The 15,014-nt window shown below is 74.7% G+C and carries 13 protein-coding genes; 7 read left to right on the forward strand and 6 right to left on the reverse strand.

The window, feature by feature from the left end; genetic code table 11:
- Positions 1-93: 93 nt before the first annotated feature.
- Positions 94-717, reverse strand: coding sequence for a TetR/AcrR family transcriptional regulator (locus VR45_RS29820; protein ID WP_045942980.1), 624 nt, complete (start codon positions 715-717; stop codon positions 94-96).
- Positions 718-784: 67 nt separating this feature from the next.
- Between VR45_RS29820 and VR45_RS29825 the strand changes: the two genes are divergently transcribed.
- From VR45_RS29825 to VR45_RS29835, 3 genes are all read left to right on the forward strand, one after another.
- On the forward strand, positions 785-2,386 hold the full coding sequence (locus VR45_RS29825) for an FAD-binding oxidoreductase (RefSeq protein ID WP_045942981.1): 1,602 nt from the start codon (positions 785-787) through the stop codon (positions 2,384-2,386).
- 277 nt (positions 2,387-2,663) lie between these two features.
- Positions 2,664-3,404: a class I SAM-dependent methyltransferase gene (locus VR45_RS29830; RefSeq protein WP_045942982.1), complete on the forward strand. Its 741-nt coding sequence runs from the start codon at positions 2,664-2,666 to the stop codon at positions 3,402-3,404.
- Positions 3,405-3,579: 175 nt separating this feature from the next.
- Positions 3,580-4,014 carry a hypothetical protein gene (locus tag VR45_RS29835; RefSeq protein WP_045942983.1) on the forward strand — a complete coding sequence of 145 codons (435 nt, stop codon included), beginning with the start codon at positions 3,580-3,582 and terminating at the stop codon, positions 4,012-4,014.
- A 26-nt stretch (positions 4,015-4,040) separates the two neighbouring features.
- Here VR45_RS29835 and VR45_RS29840 read toward each other — a convergent pair whose 3' ends face one another.
- Complete coding sequence (locus tag VR45_RS29840; RefSeq protein WP_045942984.1) at positions 4,041-4,511, reverse strand: nuclear transport factor 2 family protein; 471 nt, start codon at positions 4,509-4,511, stop codon at positions 4,041-4,043.
- Positions 4,512-4,644: 133 nt separating this feature from the next.
- Between VR45_RS29840 and VR45_RS29845 the strand changes: the two genes are divergently transcribed.
- A complete protein-coding gene (locus VR45_RS29845; RefSeq protein WP_045942985.1) occupies positions 4,645-5,259 on the forward strand; it encodes a TetR/AcrR family transcriptional regulator in 615 nt (204 codons plus the stop codon).
- A 30-nt stretch (positions 5,260-5,289) separates the two neighbouring features.
- On the opposite strand, the gene VR45_RS29850 is transcribed toward VR45_RS29845, so the two are convergent.
- Both VR45_RS29850 and VR45_RS29855 read right to left on the reverse strand, forming a co-directional pair.
- Positions 5,290-6,765 (reverse strand): glutamate synthase subunit beta, encoded by a 1,476-nt coding sequence (locus tag VR45_RS29850; protein ID WP_045942986.1) that lies wholly within the window; start codon positions 6,763-6,765, stop codon positions 5,290-5,292.
- A 177-nt stretch (positions 6,766-6,942) separates the two neighbouring features.
- The gene (locus VR45_RS29855) at positions 6,943-7,647 is read right to left on the reverse strand and encodes a hypothetical protein (RefSeq protein ID WP_045942987.1); all 705 of its coding nucleotides are present in this window, start codon (positions 7,645-7,647) and stop codon (positions 6,943-6,945) included.
- A gap of 241 nt (positions 7,648-7,888) precedes the next feature.
- Here VR45_RS29855 and VR45_RS29860 point away from each other — a divergent pair, with 241 nt between their 5' ends.
- A complete protein-coding gene (locus tag VR45_RS29860) occupies positions 7,889-9,268 on the forward strand; it encodes an amidase family protein (RefSeq protein WP_045942988.1) in 1,380 nt (459 codons plus the stop codon).
- 21 nt (positions 9,269-9,289) lie between these two features.
- Here the strand turns inward: VR45_RS29860 and VR45_RS29865 are convergent, their stop codons facing one another.
- Positions 9,290-10,426 carry an NAD(P)-dependent alcohol dehydrogenase gene (locus VR45_RS29865; RefSeq protein WP_234326307.1) on the reverse strand — a complete coding sequence of 379 codons (1,137 nt, stop codon included), beginning with the start codon at positions 10,424-10,426 and terminating at the stop codon, positions 9,290-9,292.
- A 365-nt stretch (positions 10,427-10,791) separates the two neighbouring features.
- Here VR45_RS29865 and VR45_RS29870 point away from each other — a divergent pair, with 365 nt between their 5' ends.
- Together VR45_RS29870 and VR45_RS29875 are read left to right on the forward strand one after the other, a co-directional pair.
- Positions 10,792-12,324, forward strand: coding sequence for an NAD(P)/FAD-dependent oxidoreductase (locus tag VR45_RS29870; protein WP_045942989.1), 1,533 nt, complete (start codon positions 10,792-10,794; stop codon positions 12,322-12,324).
- Positions 12,321-13,673 (forward strand): glutamate-cysteine ligase family protein, encoded by a 1,353-nt coding sequence (locus tag VR45_RS29875; RefSeq protein WP_045942990.1) that lies wholly within the window; start codon positions 12,321-12,323, stop codon positions 13,671-13,673. The genes VR45_RS29870 and VR45_RS29875 overlap by 4 nt, the downstream gene beginning before the upstream one ends.
- A 36-nt stretch (positions 13,674-13,709) precedes the next feature.
- On the opposite strand, the gene thpR is transcribed toward VR45_RS29875, so the two are convergent.
- Entirely contained in the window at positions 13,710-14,366 is a 657-nt protein-coding gene (thpR, locus tag VR45_RS29880) for an RNA 2',3'-cyclic phosphodiesterase (RefSeq protein ID WP_107084316.1), read from the reverse strand.
- Positions 14,367-15,014 lie beyond the last annotated feature (648 nt).

Below are 15,014 nucleotides of genomic sequence, written 5' to 3' on the forward strand. Positions count from 1 at the left end.
ACGTCCGCCGAACACCGTCGGGCGGTCGGCTCTGCCGGCCGCCCGACGGTGGTTCGCGGCGGTGCTGCCCGACGGTGGTTCGCGGCCGGGCCCTCAGCCCGGACCGACGGCCCGGGCGGTGGCGAAGATCCGGGCGCAGCGTCCTGCCATGGCCTCGGGGGTCTGGTCGGGGTGCTCGATCCACCAGCGGACGAGGGTGGTGCACAGGCCGCGCCAGGCGTACTTGAGGGCGTCGGCGTCGAGGGGGTCGTCGGATCCGGTGCTGTGCAGGAGGTCGGCGGTGCCGGTGGCGGCGAGCTCGTCGATGGCGTCGCGGTAGTGGGCGGCGCGGTGGGCGGCCTCGCTGCCGGGCGGCAGCGAGGGGTCGTAGAGGACGAACCAGGCCTCGCGCTGCCCGTCGAGGGCGTCGAAGAGGGCGCGCAGCACGCGCAGGGGTGTGGGGGGTGCGCCGTTGTCGTGGTCGGCCATGGCGGTCCGGACGGCTGTCAGCAGCCGGTCGCCGACCGGTTCGAGGCAGCCGAGGAAGAGGTCCTGCTTGCTGCCGAAGTACTGGTGCAGCAGGGGTTTGGTGACGCCCACCCGGGCGGCGACGGTGGCCATGGTGGTGGCCTCGTAGCCGCGTCGGCCGAACTCCTCGGTGGCCGCGGCGAGAACCTGTCGTTCACGCTCGGCCCTCGGCATGCCCTTGGTGCCGGCCCTGGTGGGAAGCATTGTCATAGAACTTATCTTACCTTAGGGTAATTTACTGATCGGTAAGTTCATCGGATCCCCCCGGAGCTGCCTCATGACGCCTGCCGCCGAGACCGTCCCCCGCCTCCGGTCCTGGTGGGGCTGGGGCTATCAGGACGCCCACCCCGACGAGGCCGAGTGCCTCGCGCTGGGCGCCCTGCTGCCGGGCACCCTGGCCCGCCCGCTGCCGGTCCCCCGGGTCGCCGACCTCGCCGTCGGCCGGCCCGCCGTGACGCCACCGACCTCCCTCGCGCACCTCGTCAGCGGCGACCCCGACGACCGTGCCGCCCACGCCATGGGCAAGGCCTACCGCGACATCGCCCGCGCCCTGCGCGGCCGCCCGGGTCGGATCCCGGACCTGGTCGCCCGCCCGACCGGAGACCAGGAGGTGGCCGACCTGCTCGACTGGGCCGGCGCGCACGGGGTGGCCGTCGTTCCGTTCGGCGGCGGGTCCTCGGTGGTCGGCGGGGTGGAGTACCGCGGCGACGCCCACCGCGCCGTGCTGTCGCTCGACCTGACCTCGATGGACCGCGTCCTGGAGGTCGACCCGACCAGCCGCTCCGCCCGAATCCAGGCCGGGGCTCTCGGTCCCGTACTGGAGGACCAGTTGCGGCCCCACGGCCTGACCCTACGCCACTTCCCGCAGAGCTTCGAGTTCTCCACCCTCGGCGGCTGGCTGGCCACCCGCGCCGGCGGCCACTACGCCACCGGGTACACCCGCATCGACGACTTCGTGCAGTCCCTGCGCGTGGTCACCCCCACCGGGACCAGCACCTCCTGGCGACTGCCGGCGTCCGGGGCCGGACCCTCGCCCGACCGGCTCTTCCTCGGCTCCGAGGGCACCCTCGGCGTCATCACCGAGGCCTGGATGCGGGTGCAGGAACGCCCCCGTCACAAGGCTTCCGCCGCGCTGGCCTTCACCGACTTCCGGCGCGCGCTGGACGCCGTGCGCGCCGTCGCGCAGACCGACCTCGCCCCGGCCAACTGCCGGCTGCTCGACCCCGGCGAGGCCCTGTTCTCCGGCGCGTCGAAGGACGGATCGAGCATCCTGGTCCTGGGCTTCGAGTCCGCCACCGGGCCCGTCGACGACCGGCTCGCCGCCGCCGTCGAGCTGGTCCGCGACCACGGCGGACGGCTCGGCTCGGACGGGTCGGACGGGTCGGACGGGTCGGACGGCGGCGCCGTGGGCGCCTGGCGTTCGGCGTTCCTGCGGATGCCCTACCTCCGCGACGGGCTGGCCCGGATGGGCGCCGTGGTCGAGACCTTCGAGACCGCCGCCACGTGGGACCGGATCCCCGCCCTGATCGAAGCCGTCCGCGCCGAGGTCGGCGCCGCCGCCCGCACGGCCACCGGACAGACGGCCACCGTCAACTGCCGTCTCACCCACGTCTACCCGGACGGCGCCGCGCCCTACTTCACCGTCGCGGTGGCCGGACGCCCCGGTGACGAGGTCGCCGTCTGGGACGACATCAAGGCCGCCGCCACCGACGTCCTGCACCGCCACCGCGCCACGGTCACCCACCACCATGCCGTCGGCCGCGACCACCGCCCCGGCTACGACCGCCAGCGTCCGGAGCCGTTCGCCCTGGCCCTGCGCGCCGTCAAGGGCGCCCTCGACCCGCACGGCATCCTCAACCCCGGTGTGCTGCTGGACTGAACAGTGCCGCCGGGCAGTCGGCGTGTCCGTATGTCGAGGTGTCGGTGCGTCGAGGTGTCGGTGTCTCGAGGGTCGGTGTGTCGGCTCGGGGCCGTGAAGGTGCAGCGGCCCCGGCTCAGGTCGGGACGAACACGAGAACCGAACCGCCCCTGGCCGCACCAAGTTCGGGGTTTCCGCCAGTTCGCCGGCCCGGCGGGCGGGCGGCAGACTTCCCGCCGGAGGCCGCGGCCCGTTCCGAAGGCCGCCGCCACGGACCGAACAGAGGGGGACCGACGCGATGAGCGGTCAGCTGTACGACGGGATCGGCGAGGCGTTCGAGGGCTTCAAGACCCTGCCGCTCGCCCGCTACGGGGAGGTGCCCGGCTTCCTCGGCCTGGTCGGCGACGTCGAGGGCAGGTCGGTCCTCGACCTCGCTTCCGGAACCGGCTTCTACAGCCGGGAGTTCAAGCGCCGCGGCGCCTCCCGCGTCCTCGGTGTCGACATCTCCTCCGCGATGGTCGAGGCGGCCCGGGCGCGGGAGGACGCCGAGCCGCTGGGCGTGCGCTACGAGCTCGGCGACGTCGCCGAACTGCGCGCCTTCGAGGAGCCGTTCGACATCGCGGTCGCCGTCCAGCTCTTCAACTACGCCGACGACGTCGCCACCATCGAGCGGATGTGCCGCAACATCCACCGGAGCATGGCGGCCGGGGCCGAGTTCTTCGCCTTCGGACAACACCCGGACTACCGCTTCGACGGACCGTCCCTGGCCAAGTACGGCTTCCTCTGCGAATCGCTCGGCGAGGACTCCGAGATCGGGCCCCGGGTGAGGATCACCGCGCTCCTCGATCCGCCGATCTCCTTCGTCGCCAACCCTCCCGGCCGCGAGGTCTACGAGCGGAGCCTGCGGGCGGCCGGGTTCACCGGGATCACCTGGGTCCCGCTGGAGATCTCGGCGGCCGGTGTGCGGGAGTACGGCGAGGAGTTCTGGGACGACTACGCCGCCAATCCCCCGCTGACGATGCTGCGCTGCCGCGCCTGACCCCGCGTGGACCGCGCTCCGGCCCGGCCCCTCCCCCGGCCGTCAGGTGGTCGAGGGAGGGGCCGGCAGCTCGCGCCGGACCGACAGAGATGCGGCCCGGGCTCGTTGCGGCGATGCTGAAAAAGTCGGCACTTCCTCGACATTCGGTACCTCGACCTCACGAGAGGACGCCCCCGTGTCCGATGAACTCGATCTGAGGACGGACAAGTCGTGCAGCGGTTCCCGTTCCCTGCCGATCAGCGAGTCGTTCACCGCCTCCACGACGGTGACCATGTTCTCGCCCGCGTTCCGCGCTTCCGCAGGCACCACCATCAACGTCCAATTGCTGGCGGAACTGGACGACCCCAATGGAATCCCCGGCAACGGGTCGGTGGGCGTCACCGTGCACCAGTGCTGCGACGTGGTGGACTCCCAGATCACGCCGCAGCAGACGATCGGCAGGGTCGGACCGGCAGGATCCCCCGAGGCCACTTCACTGAGCGTGACGCTGGTCGACGCCTGCACCCTCTCCACCCATCCGGACGGCAACGACAGCCAGTTCGTCTACTACCTGCGCCTGAGGATCAGTGACAGCTCCGACCGGGTCAAGCTGTCCTACTCGATCACCTGAGTCGCCCCGGGCTCAGGGCTCCGGGCTCAGAGCCCGAGGTCGGTCAGCCCCGGGTGGTCGTCGGGACGGCGGCCGAGCGGCCAGTGGAAGAGGCGCTCGGCCTCGGTGATGGGCAGATCGTTGATCGACGCGTGCCGGTGCGCCATCAGGCCGTCCTGGTCGAACGCCCAGTTCTCGTTGCCGTAGGAGCGGTACCACTGACCGGCGCCGTCGTGCCACTCGTAGGCGAAACGGACCGCGATGCGGTCGGCGGTGTGCGCCCAGAGCTCCTTGACCAGCCGGTACTCGTGCTCACGCTGCCACTTGCGGGTGAGGAAGGCGGCGATCTCCTCGCGCCCGGTGACGAACTCCGCGCGGTTCCGCCACCGGCTGTCCGGGGTGTAGGCGAGGGAGACTCGCTGCGGGTCGCGGGTGTTCCAGCCGTCCTCGGCGGCCCGGACCTTCACACGGGCGGTCTCCTCGGTGAACGGGGGCAGGGGCGGGCGCTGCTCGGACATGCCGGTCTCCTTCTGGGAACGACTCCGGGGGACGACACCGGAGGGACGACCCCGGCAGTCGAGTGAGAACGGTCGTTCTCGTCGTGTCCGCTACTCTATGAGAACCGTGGTTCTCATGTAAAGGACAGGGCTGATGGACACCGACGCCGTACGTACCCGGATCCTCGACGCGGCCGAGGAGCTGTTCTACGCGCAGGGCGTCCAGGCGGTCGGCATGGACGCCGTCCGCACCACCGCCGGCGTCACCCTGCGCCGCCTCTACCAGCTCTTCCCGTCCAAGGACGATCTCGTCGAGGCCTATCTGGAGCGCCGCGACCGGCGGTGGCTCGCCGACCTCGCCGACCATGTGGACGCCGTCGCCGGCACTCCGGCCGAGCGGGTGCTCGCCGTGTACGACTGGCTCGCCGACTGGTTCGCCCGGCCCGGCTTCCGGGGCTGCGCCTTCGTCAACTCCTACGGCGAACTCGGCGCCACCGCGCCCGGTGTCGCCGCCGCTGCGCGCCGGCACAAGGAGGCCCTCCGCGACTACCTCACCGGACTCGCCGATGACGCCGGCAGCCCGGCCGGCACCGGGGTCCACCTGGCCCTGCTCGCCGAGGGGGCGATCACCCTCGCCGCCCTCACCCGGACCCCGGACCCCGCCGCCGAGGCCCGGGAGGTCGCCCGGCTGCTCCTCGCCAGCACCGGCGCGAACGTCGGTGCGAACCTCGGTGCCAACGCCGCTGCGAACGCCGGCGCGCGGGCCTGAGGACGCTTCGGCGCAGCACGCTCCGACCGGTCACAGGGTGAGCCGGCGGGCGGAGGCCCGGATCGGGTCGGGCAGTTCGGTGCGGCCGCGCAGGTAGCGGTCCACGGCGGCGGCGGCCGAGCGGCCCTCGGCGATCGCCCACACGATCAGCGACTGACCGCGCCCCGCGTCGCCCGCGACGAAGACACCGGCCGTCCCGGCGGCGAAGCCGTCGTCCCGGGCGAAGGCGCCGTCCGGGCCGACCGCGAGGCCGAGCCCGGCGGCCTGCCAGGGCTCCGGCTCGGGGCCGCTGAAGCCGAGCGCGAGCAGTGCCAGTTCGGCCGGGACGCTCCGCTCGGTGCCCGCCCGGGGCGTGCGGTCGGGCGACTCGGCGTCGGCGAAGCGCACCGCGGCGAGACGTCCGTCCGGGCCGGGCTCGAAGGCGACCGTGCTGGCGGCGAACACCCGGACCCCGCCCCCGGTGGCGTCCGCCTCCTCGTGCGAGGTGGTCTCCCGGTGGACCTTGGGGTGGACCGGCCAGGGCTGTCCGGGGGCCCGGCGCACGGGCGGGCGCGGGTTGATGTCGAGCTGGGTGACGGCGGCCGCCCGCTGTCGCAGCGTGGTGCCGAGGCAGTCCGCCGCGGTGTCGCCACCGCCGACGATCACCACCCGGAGACCCTCGGCGGACACCGGCGCGACCGGGAGTTCGCCCTCGTCGACCCGGTTCGCGCCGGTCAGGTAGGCCATCGCCTGGTGGACGCCGGGGAGCCGGCACCCGGGCACCGGCAGTTCGCGCCGCAGGCCCGCGCCGACGGCGACCACCAGCGCGTCGCACTCGGCCCGCAACTCGTCGGCCGCGAGGTCGCGGCCGACGCACAGGCCGGTCCGGAAGGTGGTGCCCTCGGCCCGCATCTGGTCGAGCCGGCGGTCCAGCCGGTGCTTCTCCAGCCGGAACGGCGGGATGCCGTAGCGCAGCAGCCCGCCGGGGCGGTCGGCCCGCTCGTACACCGTGGTGCTGTGGCCGGCCCGGGTGAGCTGCTGGGCGGCGGCGAGGCCCGCCGGGCCGGAGCCGACCACCGCCACCCGCAGGCCCGTGGTGCTGGCGGGCGGCTGCGGGAGGTCCCAGCCCTCCTCCCAGGCGCGGTCGGCGAGCGCGAGCTCGATGTTCTTGATCGTGACGGGCGCCCCGCCGTCGACGGCGAGCACGCAGGCGCTCTCGCAGGGGGCCGGGCAGAGCCGTCCGGTGAACTCGGGGAAGTTGTTGGTCGCCAGCAGGCGCCCGGCCGCGGCCCGCCAGCCGTCCAGGGCCACCAGCCGGTTCCAGTCCGGGACGAGGTTGCCGAGCGGGCAGGCGCTGTGGCAGAACGGCAGCCCGCAGTCCATGCAGCGGGCGGCCTGCCCGCCGACGATGGGCAGCAACGACCCGGGGCGGTAGACCTCCCGCCAGTCGTCGACCCGCTCCCGCGCGTCCCGTCGTTCGCGCTCCGCGCGCGGGGTGGTGAGGAAGGCCATCCGGTCTGCTGCCATCGCGGCCTCCGGCAGGGCGTGCCGACACGGGCCGGCGGCACCCCGGCGGACGCACCACCGTGTGGCCACGCTACGCCCACGAACGGCCGGCGGGAAGCGGCTGCGGGTATCCGGTCCCGGAGGGCGGTCCGGAAGAGCCGGGAGGACGGGAGCACCGGGAGCACGGGGCCGGGAACGTCAGTCGCTCCGGACGATCACCGCCGGGAGGAGGGTCATGCCCAGCCAGCCGAGCACGGGGAAGGCCAGGGTGGCGGCGAGCGGCAGCTGCGACGGCACCAGGGTGAGGCTGCCGACGAACGCCATGACGGCGGTGAAGCCGCCCATGGCGAAGGCGAAGGAGGCCACGTCGGTGATGAAGCGCGTCCAGGTCAGGCCGATGACGGTGAGCGCCGCTCCCAGGCCGACCAGGAGAGCCACCTCCAGCGATGCCACCCAGGCCGTGCCCGAGTGCGAGGTCCGTGCACCGTCGTGCGAGACCTCGGCCACCCTCCCCCGATAGAGCGTCAGGTCCACGTCCGCGCCGACCTTCGTGGCGTGGTAGAGGTCCGAGTCGACCGTGTAGCGGTGGCCGGAGCCCGTCCCACGTGCCACCGTCAGCGTGAACACGGTGCCGTCACCGACGGAACTGGCTCCCCTCGCGGTCACCGTGCCGGTTTCGTGCCGCACGCAGTCCGTGCCGGGTGTGTGCGCCGCCGTGCCGCACGCCGGGGCGGTGCGGTAGGCGCCCGCCTCCTCGTTCGCGTCGACGAACCAGCTGAAGCCGAGCACCGTGGTGGCCAGTCCGGCCAGGAGGAAGAGGCCGTGCGCCAAGGCGCGGACGGCGTTCTCCCCGGCGGGCCGGCGCCTGGTCGGCGGCTTCGCGTCCGCGGTCCGAGTACTCATCGTTACCCCCAACGATCATGTCCACCGGCATCTCCCCGATGCCCGGCATGGATGATTCCGAGGATCCGGCCCACCGGAACGCGACCCGATGCTCCTGTGACGAAGTTGTCGAGATCGCGGCCCGCCGGGCGCCGCGGGCGTCCGACCGCCCGGACGGCTGCGAGGCTGCGGTCCAGGCGGTTGCACGGAGTGAGCCGTCCCACGGAGTCAGCGGTCGCACGGTCGAGGGGAGCGCGGTCGGATGGTCGGGCCGGGAGCAGCGGGCCGCGGCCCCGCGCAGGAGGCGGTGGCGGCGGCCCTGGAGCGCGCCGCCGTCGTCGCACACCTCAATGCCTTCATCACCCTCGACGCCGAGGGGGCCGGGGCGGAGGCGGCCCGCCACGACCGGCGCGGCGGGGGTGCCCGCCGCTGGTGCCTCGCCGTCAAGGACAACATCCATGTCGCGGGCCTGCCCAACACGGCGGGCACCCCCGCGCTCGCCGGGTTCGTCCCCGCCGCCGACGCACCCGTCGTCGCGGCGCTGCGCGCGGCCGGCGCGATGGTCCTGGGCAAGACGAACATGCACGAGCTGGCGCTGGGGGTCACCTCCGGCAACCCCACCTTCGGCGCGGTCGGCAACGGCGCCGACCCGTCCCTGTTCGCGGGCGGCAGCAGCGGCGGTACGGCCGCCGCGGTGGCCTCGGACATCGTGGACGCCGGGCTCGGCACCGACACCGGCGGGTCCGTCGGCATCCCGGCCGCGCTCAACGGGATCTACGGCCTGCGCCCGAGCGCCGGGCGCTACCCCTCGGCCGGTGTCACCCCCCTGTCGGTCACCCGGGACACCCCCGGACCGATGGCGCGCACCCTGGCTCGGCTCGCCGCGCTGGACGCCTTCGTCACCGGCCGCACCGGAGCCGCGCTTCCCCCCGACCGCACGCTCCGGCTCGGCCTGCCGAGGCATGTGTTCACCGAGGACCTGGAGGCCCCGGTCCGGGCGGCCTGGGAGGCGGCCGTGGACCGACTCGGCACGCCGCGGACCGTCTGGGTCCCGGTCGACACCGGGCACCTGGTGGAGTACGACGCCCGGGCCGGGATGCACCTGGTGTTCGGGGAGTTCGCCGCCGCCTTCGACCGCTACCTCGCCGGGCACCGCATCGGGCGCACCACCGCCGAGGTGGTCGACGCGGCCGCCGACCCGGCCGTCGCGGAGCTGCTCAGGACCGCCGCCCTGCCCACCGGCCCGGCGTACGCGGGGCCGGCCGCGCATCGCGGGGCGGTCGCGGAACGCCGCGCGATGCAGGCCGCCTACGCCGAACTCTTCGCGGTGAACGGCGTGGACGCGATCCTCGCCCCCACCGTGCCGGTGTGCGCCCGTCCGCTGCACCGGAACGAGGAGTCGCTCCTCCTCAACGGCCGGGAGGTGCCCACGTTCCCCACGCTGATCCGCAACACCTCCCCCTCGGCCACCGCGGGGCTGCCCTCGGTCACGGTGCCGCTCCCGGTCGACGGCTCACCGCCGGTCGGGCTCCAGTTGGTCGGACCGCGCGGCGGTGACCGGGAGCTGCTGGCCGTGGCCGCCCGGATCGACGCCCTGCTGCGGCGGGGGGAGGCCGGGGACGCCGGGGACACCCTGCCGTGACGGGGCAGGACGGAGTACCGGTCAGCCGACGGTGATGACGACCTTGCCCAGCGGGTTGGCCCGCTCGTAGTAGTCGTAGGCCGCGGCGGCCTCCTCGAACGGGAAGACCCGGTCGACGAGGGGGCGCAGGGCGTGCTCGGCAACGAACTCGTTCATCGCCGCGAACTGGGCGTAACTGCCGACCGCCACCGCGCGCAGGGTCGCGGCGACGCCGAAGAGCAGGCGCGGGTCGAGCGGCGGCCAGTCGCCGGTGACGGAGCCGACGAGGGCGACGTGACCGTCGACGGCCAGCGCCTTCATCGACTGCTCCAGCGACCCGGCGGTGTCGACGACCCGGTCGACGCCGCGTCCGCCGGTCAGCTCCCGGACTGCGGTGTGCCAGTCGGGCCGGTCCCGGTAGTTGACCACCTCGTCGGCGCCCAGGTCGCGCAGGCGCTGTTCCTTCGCCCGGCTCCCGGTGGTGACGATCACCCGCGCGCCGAGGGCGTGGGCGTACTGGAGCGTGAACAGGGACACTCCCCCGGAGCCGGTGACCAGGACGGTCTCCCCGGGGCGCACGCCACGGCCGTCACCGGTCAGCGCGTTCCAGGCGGTGAGGCCGACGCAGGGCAGAGTGGCCGCCTCCTGGTAGGAGAGGTGCGCGGGGACCGGCAGCAGGGCCTGCTCGGGGAGAACGGCCAGCTCGGTCAGCATCCCGTCCAGCGTGCCGCCGAGCTGCGGCAGCAGGTCCGCCGCCAGCCGGCCGTCCCGCCAGTACGGGAACAGGGTGGCGGTGACGCGGTCCCCCGGGCGCGCCCACCGGACGCCCGGTCCGACGGCTACGACCTCGCCGGCGCCGTCCGAGACCGGGACGACGTCCGGCTTGACCGGCAGCACGTACTGCCCACGCAGCACCAGCAGCTCGCGGAAGCTCAACGAGACCGCGCGGACCGCGACCGCGACCTCCCCCGGGCCCGGGGTCCTCGGCCGGGCCGTGCGCAGCGACAGCCGGTCGAGGCCGCTGCCCTCGCCGAGGTGGTAGCTGCGCGCCGTCGACGGGAACGCGGTGGTGGTCGTCGGGACGGCGGTGGTCGCGGCGGGCGCGGTGGTGGTCATGGTCGGTCCCCCGGTGGTGTGGCGTTCGGTGTGTGCCTCCACCGTGCCGCCGACCCCGGTCACCGCTCAATTCCCGGCCGGGAATGGCGACCGGCACCCGCCCCGCCCCAGCCCTCCCCGGGCGCGCCGTCCATTCGGGTGACAATGCACCGCCGACGCCCCGCGACCGGGCAGACTGCCCGGTAGCCGTCGCGGCCGACGGGACGGTCGGTCCCCGTTCGATCGCTCACGCACCACCGCCCCCATGGCGCCCACCCGGCGCGCGCACCGGAACCGGAGCGCCACGGGCGCGGGCGGAGCGAGGGCCGGTCGACCACCGGCACCGCCGCCCGCGCCGCCACCGCCGTACCCCAACTCCCATACCCGGCAGGTCTGCTGATGCTCGATCAGTCAGGCTGTCGGGGCCGTCCAGCGAAGGGCCGCCCCCGATGTTCGACTCCAGTTTCGCGTTCCCCCGGGCTCTGCTGAACCCGGTGGCCGGCCCCGGCGGCCGCGTGGTCGTGATCGGCGCGGGCATCGCCGGGCTGGTGTGCGCGTACGAGCTGCAGCGGCGCGGCTTCGAGGTCGTGGTCTACGAACGCGGCAACCACCCGGGCGGCCGCGTGCGCACGCACCGGTTCTGGGACGGCACTCACGCCGACCTCGGGGCGATGCGCATCCCCGCGAACCACCACTGCGTGCTCCACTACGTGACCCGCTTCCGGCTCCCGACCCGCCCGTTCGTCAACTGGAACCCGAGGGCCTACTACCACCTGCGCGGCCGACGGGCCCGGGTGGAGGACGTCGCGTCCCTGTTCCCCGCCTTCGCCCTGCGGCCGGAGGAGCGCCACCAGCCGTCCGCCCTGCTGGACCGGATCCTCGGCCCGGTCTGGCAGTCCTTCACCACCGAGCAGCAGCGCCTCGCCCTGGACGGCCACTGGGACGACCCCGCACTGGAGCGCGCGGCCTCGGTCTCCCTCTGGCAGTTCGTCCACGACCACCTCTCCCAGGACGCCTGGGACCTCTACGGCCACGCCAGCGGCCTCGCCCACTACGAGCAGTCCTCGCTGCTGGAGGTCCTGGTCGACTACTTCGGCCTCTTCCACCGCGGTCAGGTCGAACTCACCGACGGCCTCGACTCCCTGGTGCACGCCTTCGTCCGCGCGCTGCGCCCCGGCACCCTGCGGCTGTCCACCCGGATCGACGAACTCGCGCCGACCCCGGACGGCGTCCGGGTGCGCGGACGCCGGATCGGGGGCCGGCTCGACGACACCGCGGACTTCGCGGTCTGCTGCGTCCCGGCCCCCGCGCTCGACCAGATCACCGTCACGCCCGGCCTGCCGCACGCCCAGCGCCACGCGGTGCGCGGCATCAGCTACGCCAGCAGCGCCAAGACCGTGCTGCACGTGACCCGCCGCCGCTGGGAGAGCGAGGACGGCATCCACGGCGGCGGAAGCTTCACCGATCTGCCGATCCAGCAGGTCTGGTACCCCTCCGACAACGCGGTGCGCACCGACGGCGGCGTCAACGGCTTCGGCACACCCCGCTGGGGCGCCCTCGACCCGCTGCGATCGGCGCAGCCCGCCGCGCTGCTCGGCGCCTATCTGTGGGGGGCCAACGCCCGCCGGTTCGCCGCACTGGACCAGTCCGACCGGGAGGCCCTGGTGCTGGAGTGCCTGGAGAAGCTCCACCCCGGGATCACCTCGGACGTCGACGACATCGTGCACTGCAACTGGGACGTGCAGACCGGCATGGGCGGCGGCGCGTTCGCCCATCTGACACCCGGCGAGCACACCCGCTACCTGTCGGTGCTCGGCGCCCCGCACCCGGCCGGGCGGCCCCGGATCTTCTTCGCGGGCGAGCACCTGTCCGGCGCCCACGCCTGGTGCCAGGGCGCGGCGCAGTCCGCGCTCGGCGCGGTCGGTGCCCTGCTGGAACACGCCCGGCACGCACGGGGCACGGCCGCGGCGCCCACCCGATGAGCCCGCGCGAACCACTGGACCGCGCCGCACTGCGGTCCCTGGTCAGCGCGGCCCCGCACAGCACCGAGCAGGTCGGCGTGGAGGTCGAGTGCGGGCTGCTCGACCCGGTCACCGGTACCGGCGCCCACTACCACGGCCCGCGCGGCGTCCACGCCGTGCTGGCGGCGGTGCTGCGGCAGTGGGGCGGCGAACCCGAGCTCGACACCGGCCGGCTGACCGGCGTCCGGCTGCCCGACGGCAGCAGCGTCACGCTGGAGCACGGCGGCCAGATCGAGTACTCCTCGACCCCGGCCCCGGGCGTCGGCAAGGCCATGGACGAGGTCCGGGCGGCGCTGGAGCGGCTCGCCGACCTGGCCGCCGGGTTCGGCCTGGCCCTCGTCCCGGGCGGCAACCTGCCGTTCGGCCGGCTCGCCGACGTCGAATGGGTGCCGATGACCCGCGGGGCCGTCATGCGCCGCTACTTCGACGGCCTCGGCCCGGCCGGCGCCCGGGCGCCGTACGTGATGGCGCTGTCACTGTCGACCCAGGTCACCCTCGACTTCCTCGACCCCGGGGACTTCGGCCGGAAGCTGCGGATGCAGACGGCCGCCGCCCCCGTCGTCTCCGCCCTGCTCGTCAACTCACCGCTCCACGAGGGCCGCCCGTGCGGCCTGCTGTCGCACCGCTCCTGGTCCTGGCTGCGGATGGACCCGCGCCGCCACGGCCTGCTGCCGCCCGCGCTGCGGCCCGAGGTGAGCGCCGACGACATCGTCGACTGGGCGCTCGGCATCCCGCTGATCCACTACCGGACCGCCGACGGCCGCTACCACCGCGCACCCGACGGCACCTTCGCCGACCTGATCCGCGACGGCCTGGACGACGGCACCCCGCCCACCCTCGACCACTGGGCCGGCCACCTCTCCCAGCTGTGGACCGACACCCGGGTCCGGCGCACCCTGGAGCTCCGCGGCGCCGACGGTCCGCCCCGGCCCCACCTCGCCGCCCTGCCCGCCCTGTGGACCGGCCTCACCTACCACCCGGAGTCCTGCCGGGCCGCCTGGGAGCTCCTCCGGCACCACACCGCTGGGGAGCACCGGGCCGCCCGGGCCCGCCTGCCCGCCCACGGCCTCGACACCCGCCTCGGCGACACCCCCCTGCGCCCGCTGGCCGTCGAACTCCTCCGGCTCGCCCGGGCCGGCCTCCACGCCCGGGTCGCGGCCGGCCTGGAACCGCCCCACGTCCCCGCCCTCCTCGACCCGCTGGACGAGATCGCCGCCACCGGCCGCACCTTCGCCGCCCAGTGCCTCGACCGCTGGCACGGCGACCTGCGCGCCGACCCGGCGCGCTACGTCGCCGCGTACCGCGTCTGACCCTCCGTACCGCCGGGGCGGTGTGCGCCTTCCCGGCTACCTGGCGGTGGGGGCGCCCGCACCGCCGCTCGGGACGGCGGAGCCGAACCGCCACGCCTCGATGTCGCGGTAGCGGATCGGCCCGGGACCCCGGCCGATGTTGCTGCCGACGAGGTGCAGGCGTTCGGTCGGCCAGGTCCGGCCCTCGAAGCCGGTGAGACCGGCCGCGGCCAGCGGGACGCTGGTGGCATCGTCGCGGCGGGAGCGGGCCAGGGTGAGGTGGGGGTGCAGCGGGCGGTCCCGGAAGGTGACGCCGCAGGAGCCGACCACCTCGCGGACCTCGGCGGCGAGGGCGTGCAGTCCCGCCAGGTCGCCGTCGATCCCGCTCCACAGGAGTCGCTCGTCGAAGTGGCCGCCGCCGCGCAGACGCAGGTCCAGGGCGGGGCGCGACGCCGCCGGGGCGGCCAGTGCCGCGCGCAGCGGGGGCACCGCCGTGGAGGGAACTTCGCCGAGGAAGGCCAGGGTGATGTGCCAGTCCTCGATCCGGTTCCAGCGCAGTCCGGGGAAGGTCTCGTAGGCGGGGCGCAGGGCCCGGGCCAGTTCGTCCTTGGCGTCGTCGGGCGGGGCCAGGGCCACGAAGACGCGCAGGGTCGAGGGCTCGGGGTGATCGTTCACGAAGGGGAGGTTAGCCCAGGCCGGAGCGGCTGCGCCCATCGGTGCCCGGGGCGCGACCGCAGAAGGGGCGGGCAGCGGCCCGCCGGAGGAGCGGAGTGCGACCCGTCGGAGGGGCGGGGTGCGGCCGGCACCGGGGTGCTGTCGTCCGTGGGTCGAACAGCGGGTGATCGCACTTGGCCGGGAGGGGGCGGCCGGGGCCTGCGCCGGCCCGGATTCGACCGGGTCGCGACCGGATCCGACCGGGGGATTCCGCGCGGTCCGGAACGGCCGGTACGCGCCCACCAGGGCGGTACGGTTCTGCTCAACGGCCTTTTCCCGTAACGGGGTTGCCCCACCCAGTGGTAGGACACCGAGTGGGGCGCACGGGCCGATCACAGAAGATGAGGCACACCTGTGCATGACCGACCCTCCCGGGGGCGGGCGGACCTGCCCCCGGTGATCTCCCACGCTAGCAGGGGCGACCGCGCGCCCACGGGATCCCGCAGCCTGCGCGCCACCCCGGACGGGCCCAACTCGACCGGCCGACCCTCCTGTTCGCGGCCGACCGGGCGGCGTACGCCGACGGCGCGGCCGGGCCGGAATGCCCCGCGACGATCCCCGGCCTGCTGAGGGCGGGTCGGGCCTCCCGGACCGGGCCGCCCCCGGACCGCCGGACCCGCCACCGCTGAGCGGACCGCCCCCGGCCCC

Source organism: Streptomyces sp. NRRL S-495 (genome assembly GCF_000966955.1).
Lineage (GTDB): Bacteria > Actinomycetota > Actinomycetes > Streptomycetales > Streptomycetaceae > Kitasatospora > Kitasatospora purpeofusca.

Excerpts from the sequence above, each read along its gene's own strand:
- VR45_RS29820 (WP_045942980.1), bottom strand. The coding sequence starts at position 717 with ATGACAATGCTTCCCACCAGGGCCGGCACCAAGGGCATGCCGAGGGCC.
- VR45_RS29825 (WP_045942981.1), top strand. The coding sequence starts at position 785 with ATGACGCCTGCCGCCGAGACCGTCCCCCGCCTCCGGTCCTGGTGGGGC.
- VR45_RS29830 (WP_045942982.1), top strand. The coding sequence starts at position 2,664 with ATGAGCGGTCAGCTGTACGACGGGATCGGCGAGGCGTTCGAGGGCTTC.
- VR45_RS29840 (WP_045942984.1), bottom strand. The coding sequence starts at position 4,511 with ATGTCCGAGCAGCGCCCGCCCCTGCCCCCGTTCACCGAGGAGACCGCC.
- VR45_RS29845 (WP_045942985.1), top strand. The coding sequence starts at position 4,645 with ATGGACACCGACGCCGTACGTACCCGGATCCTCGACGCGGCCGAGGAG.
- VR45_RS29850 (WP_045942986.1), bottom strand. The coding sequence starts at position 6,765 with ATGGCAGCAGACCGGATGGCCTTCCTCACCACCCCGCGCGCGGAGCGC.
- VR45_RS29855 (WP_045942987.1), bottom strand. The coding sequence starts at position 7,647 with ATGAGTACTCGGACCGCGGACGCGAAGCCGCCGACCAGGCGCCGGCCC.
- VR45_RS29860 (WP_045942988.1), top strand. The coding sequence starts at position 7,889 with ATGGTCGGGCCGGGAGCAGCGGGCCGCGGCCCCGCGCAGGAGGCGGTG.
- VR45_RS29870 (WP_045942989.1), top strand. The coding sequence starts at position 10,792 with ATGTTCGACTCCAGTTTCGCGTTCCCCCGGGCTCTGCTGAACCCGGTG.
- VR45_RS29875 (WP_045942990.1), top strand. The coding sequence starts at position 12,321 with ATGAGCCCGCGCGAACCACTGGACCGCGCCGCACTGCGGTCCCTGGTC.
- thpR (WP_107084316.1), bottom strand. The coding sequence starts at position 14,366 with ATGGGCGCAGCCGCTCCGGCCTGGGCTAACCTCCCCTTCGTGAACGAT.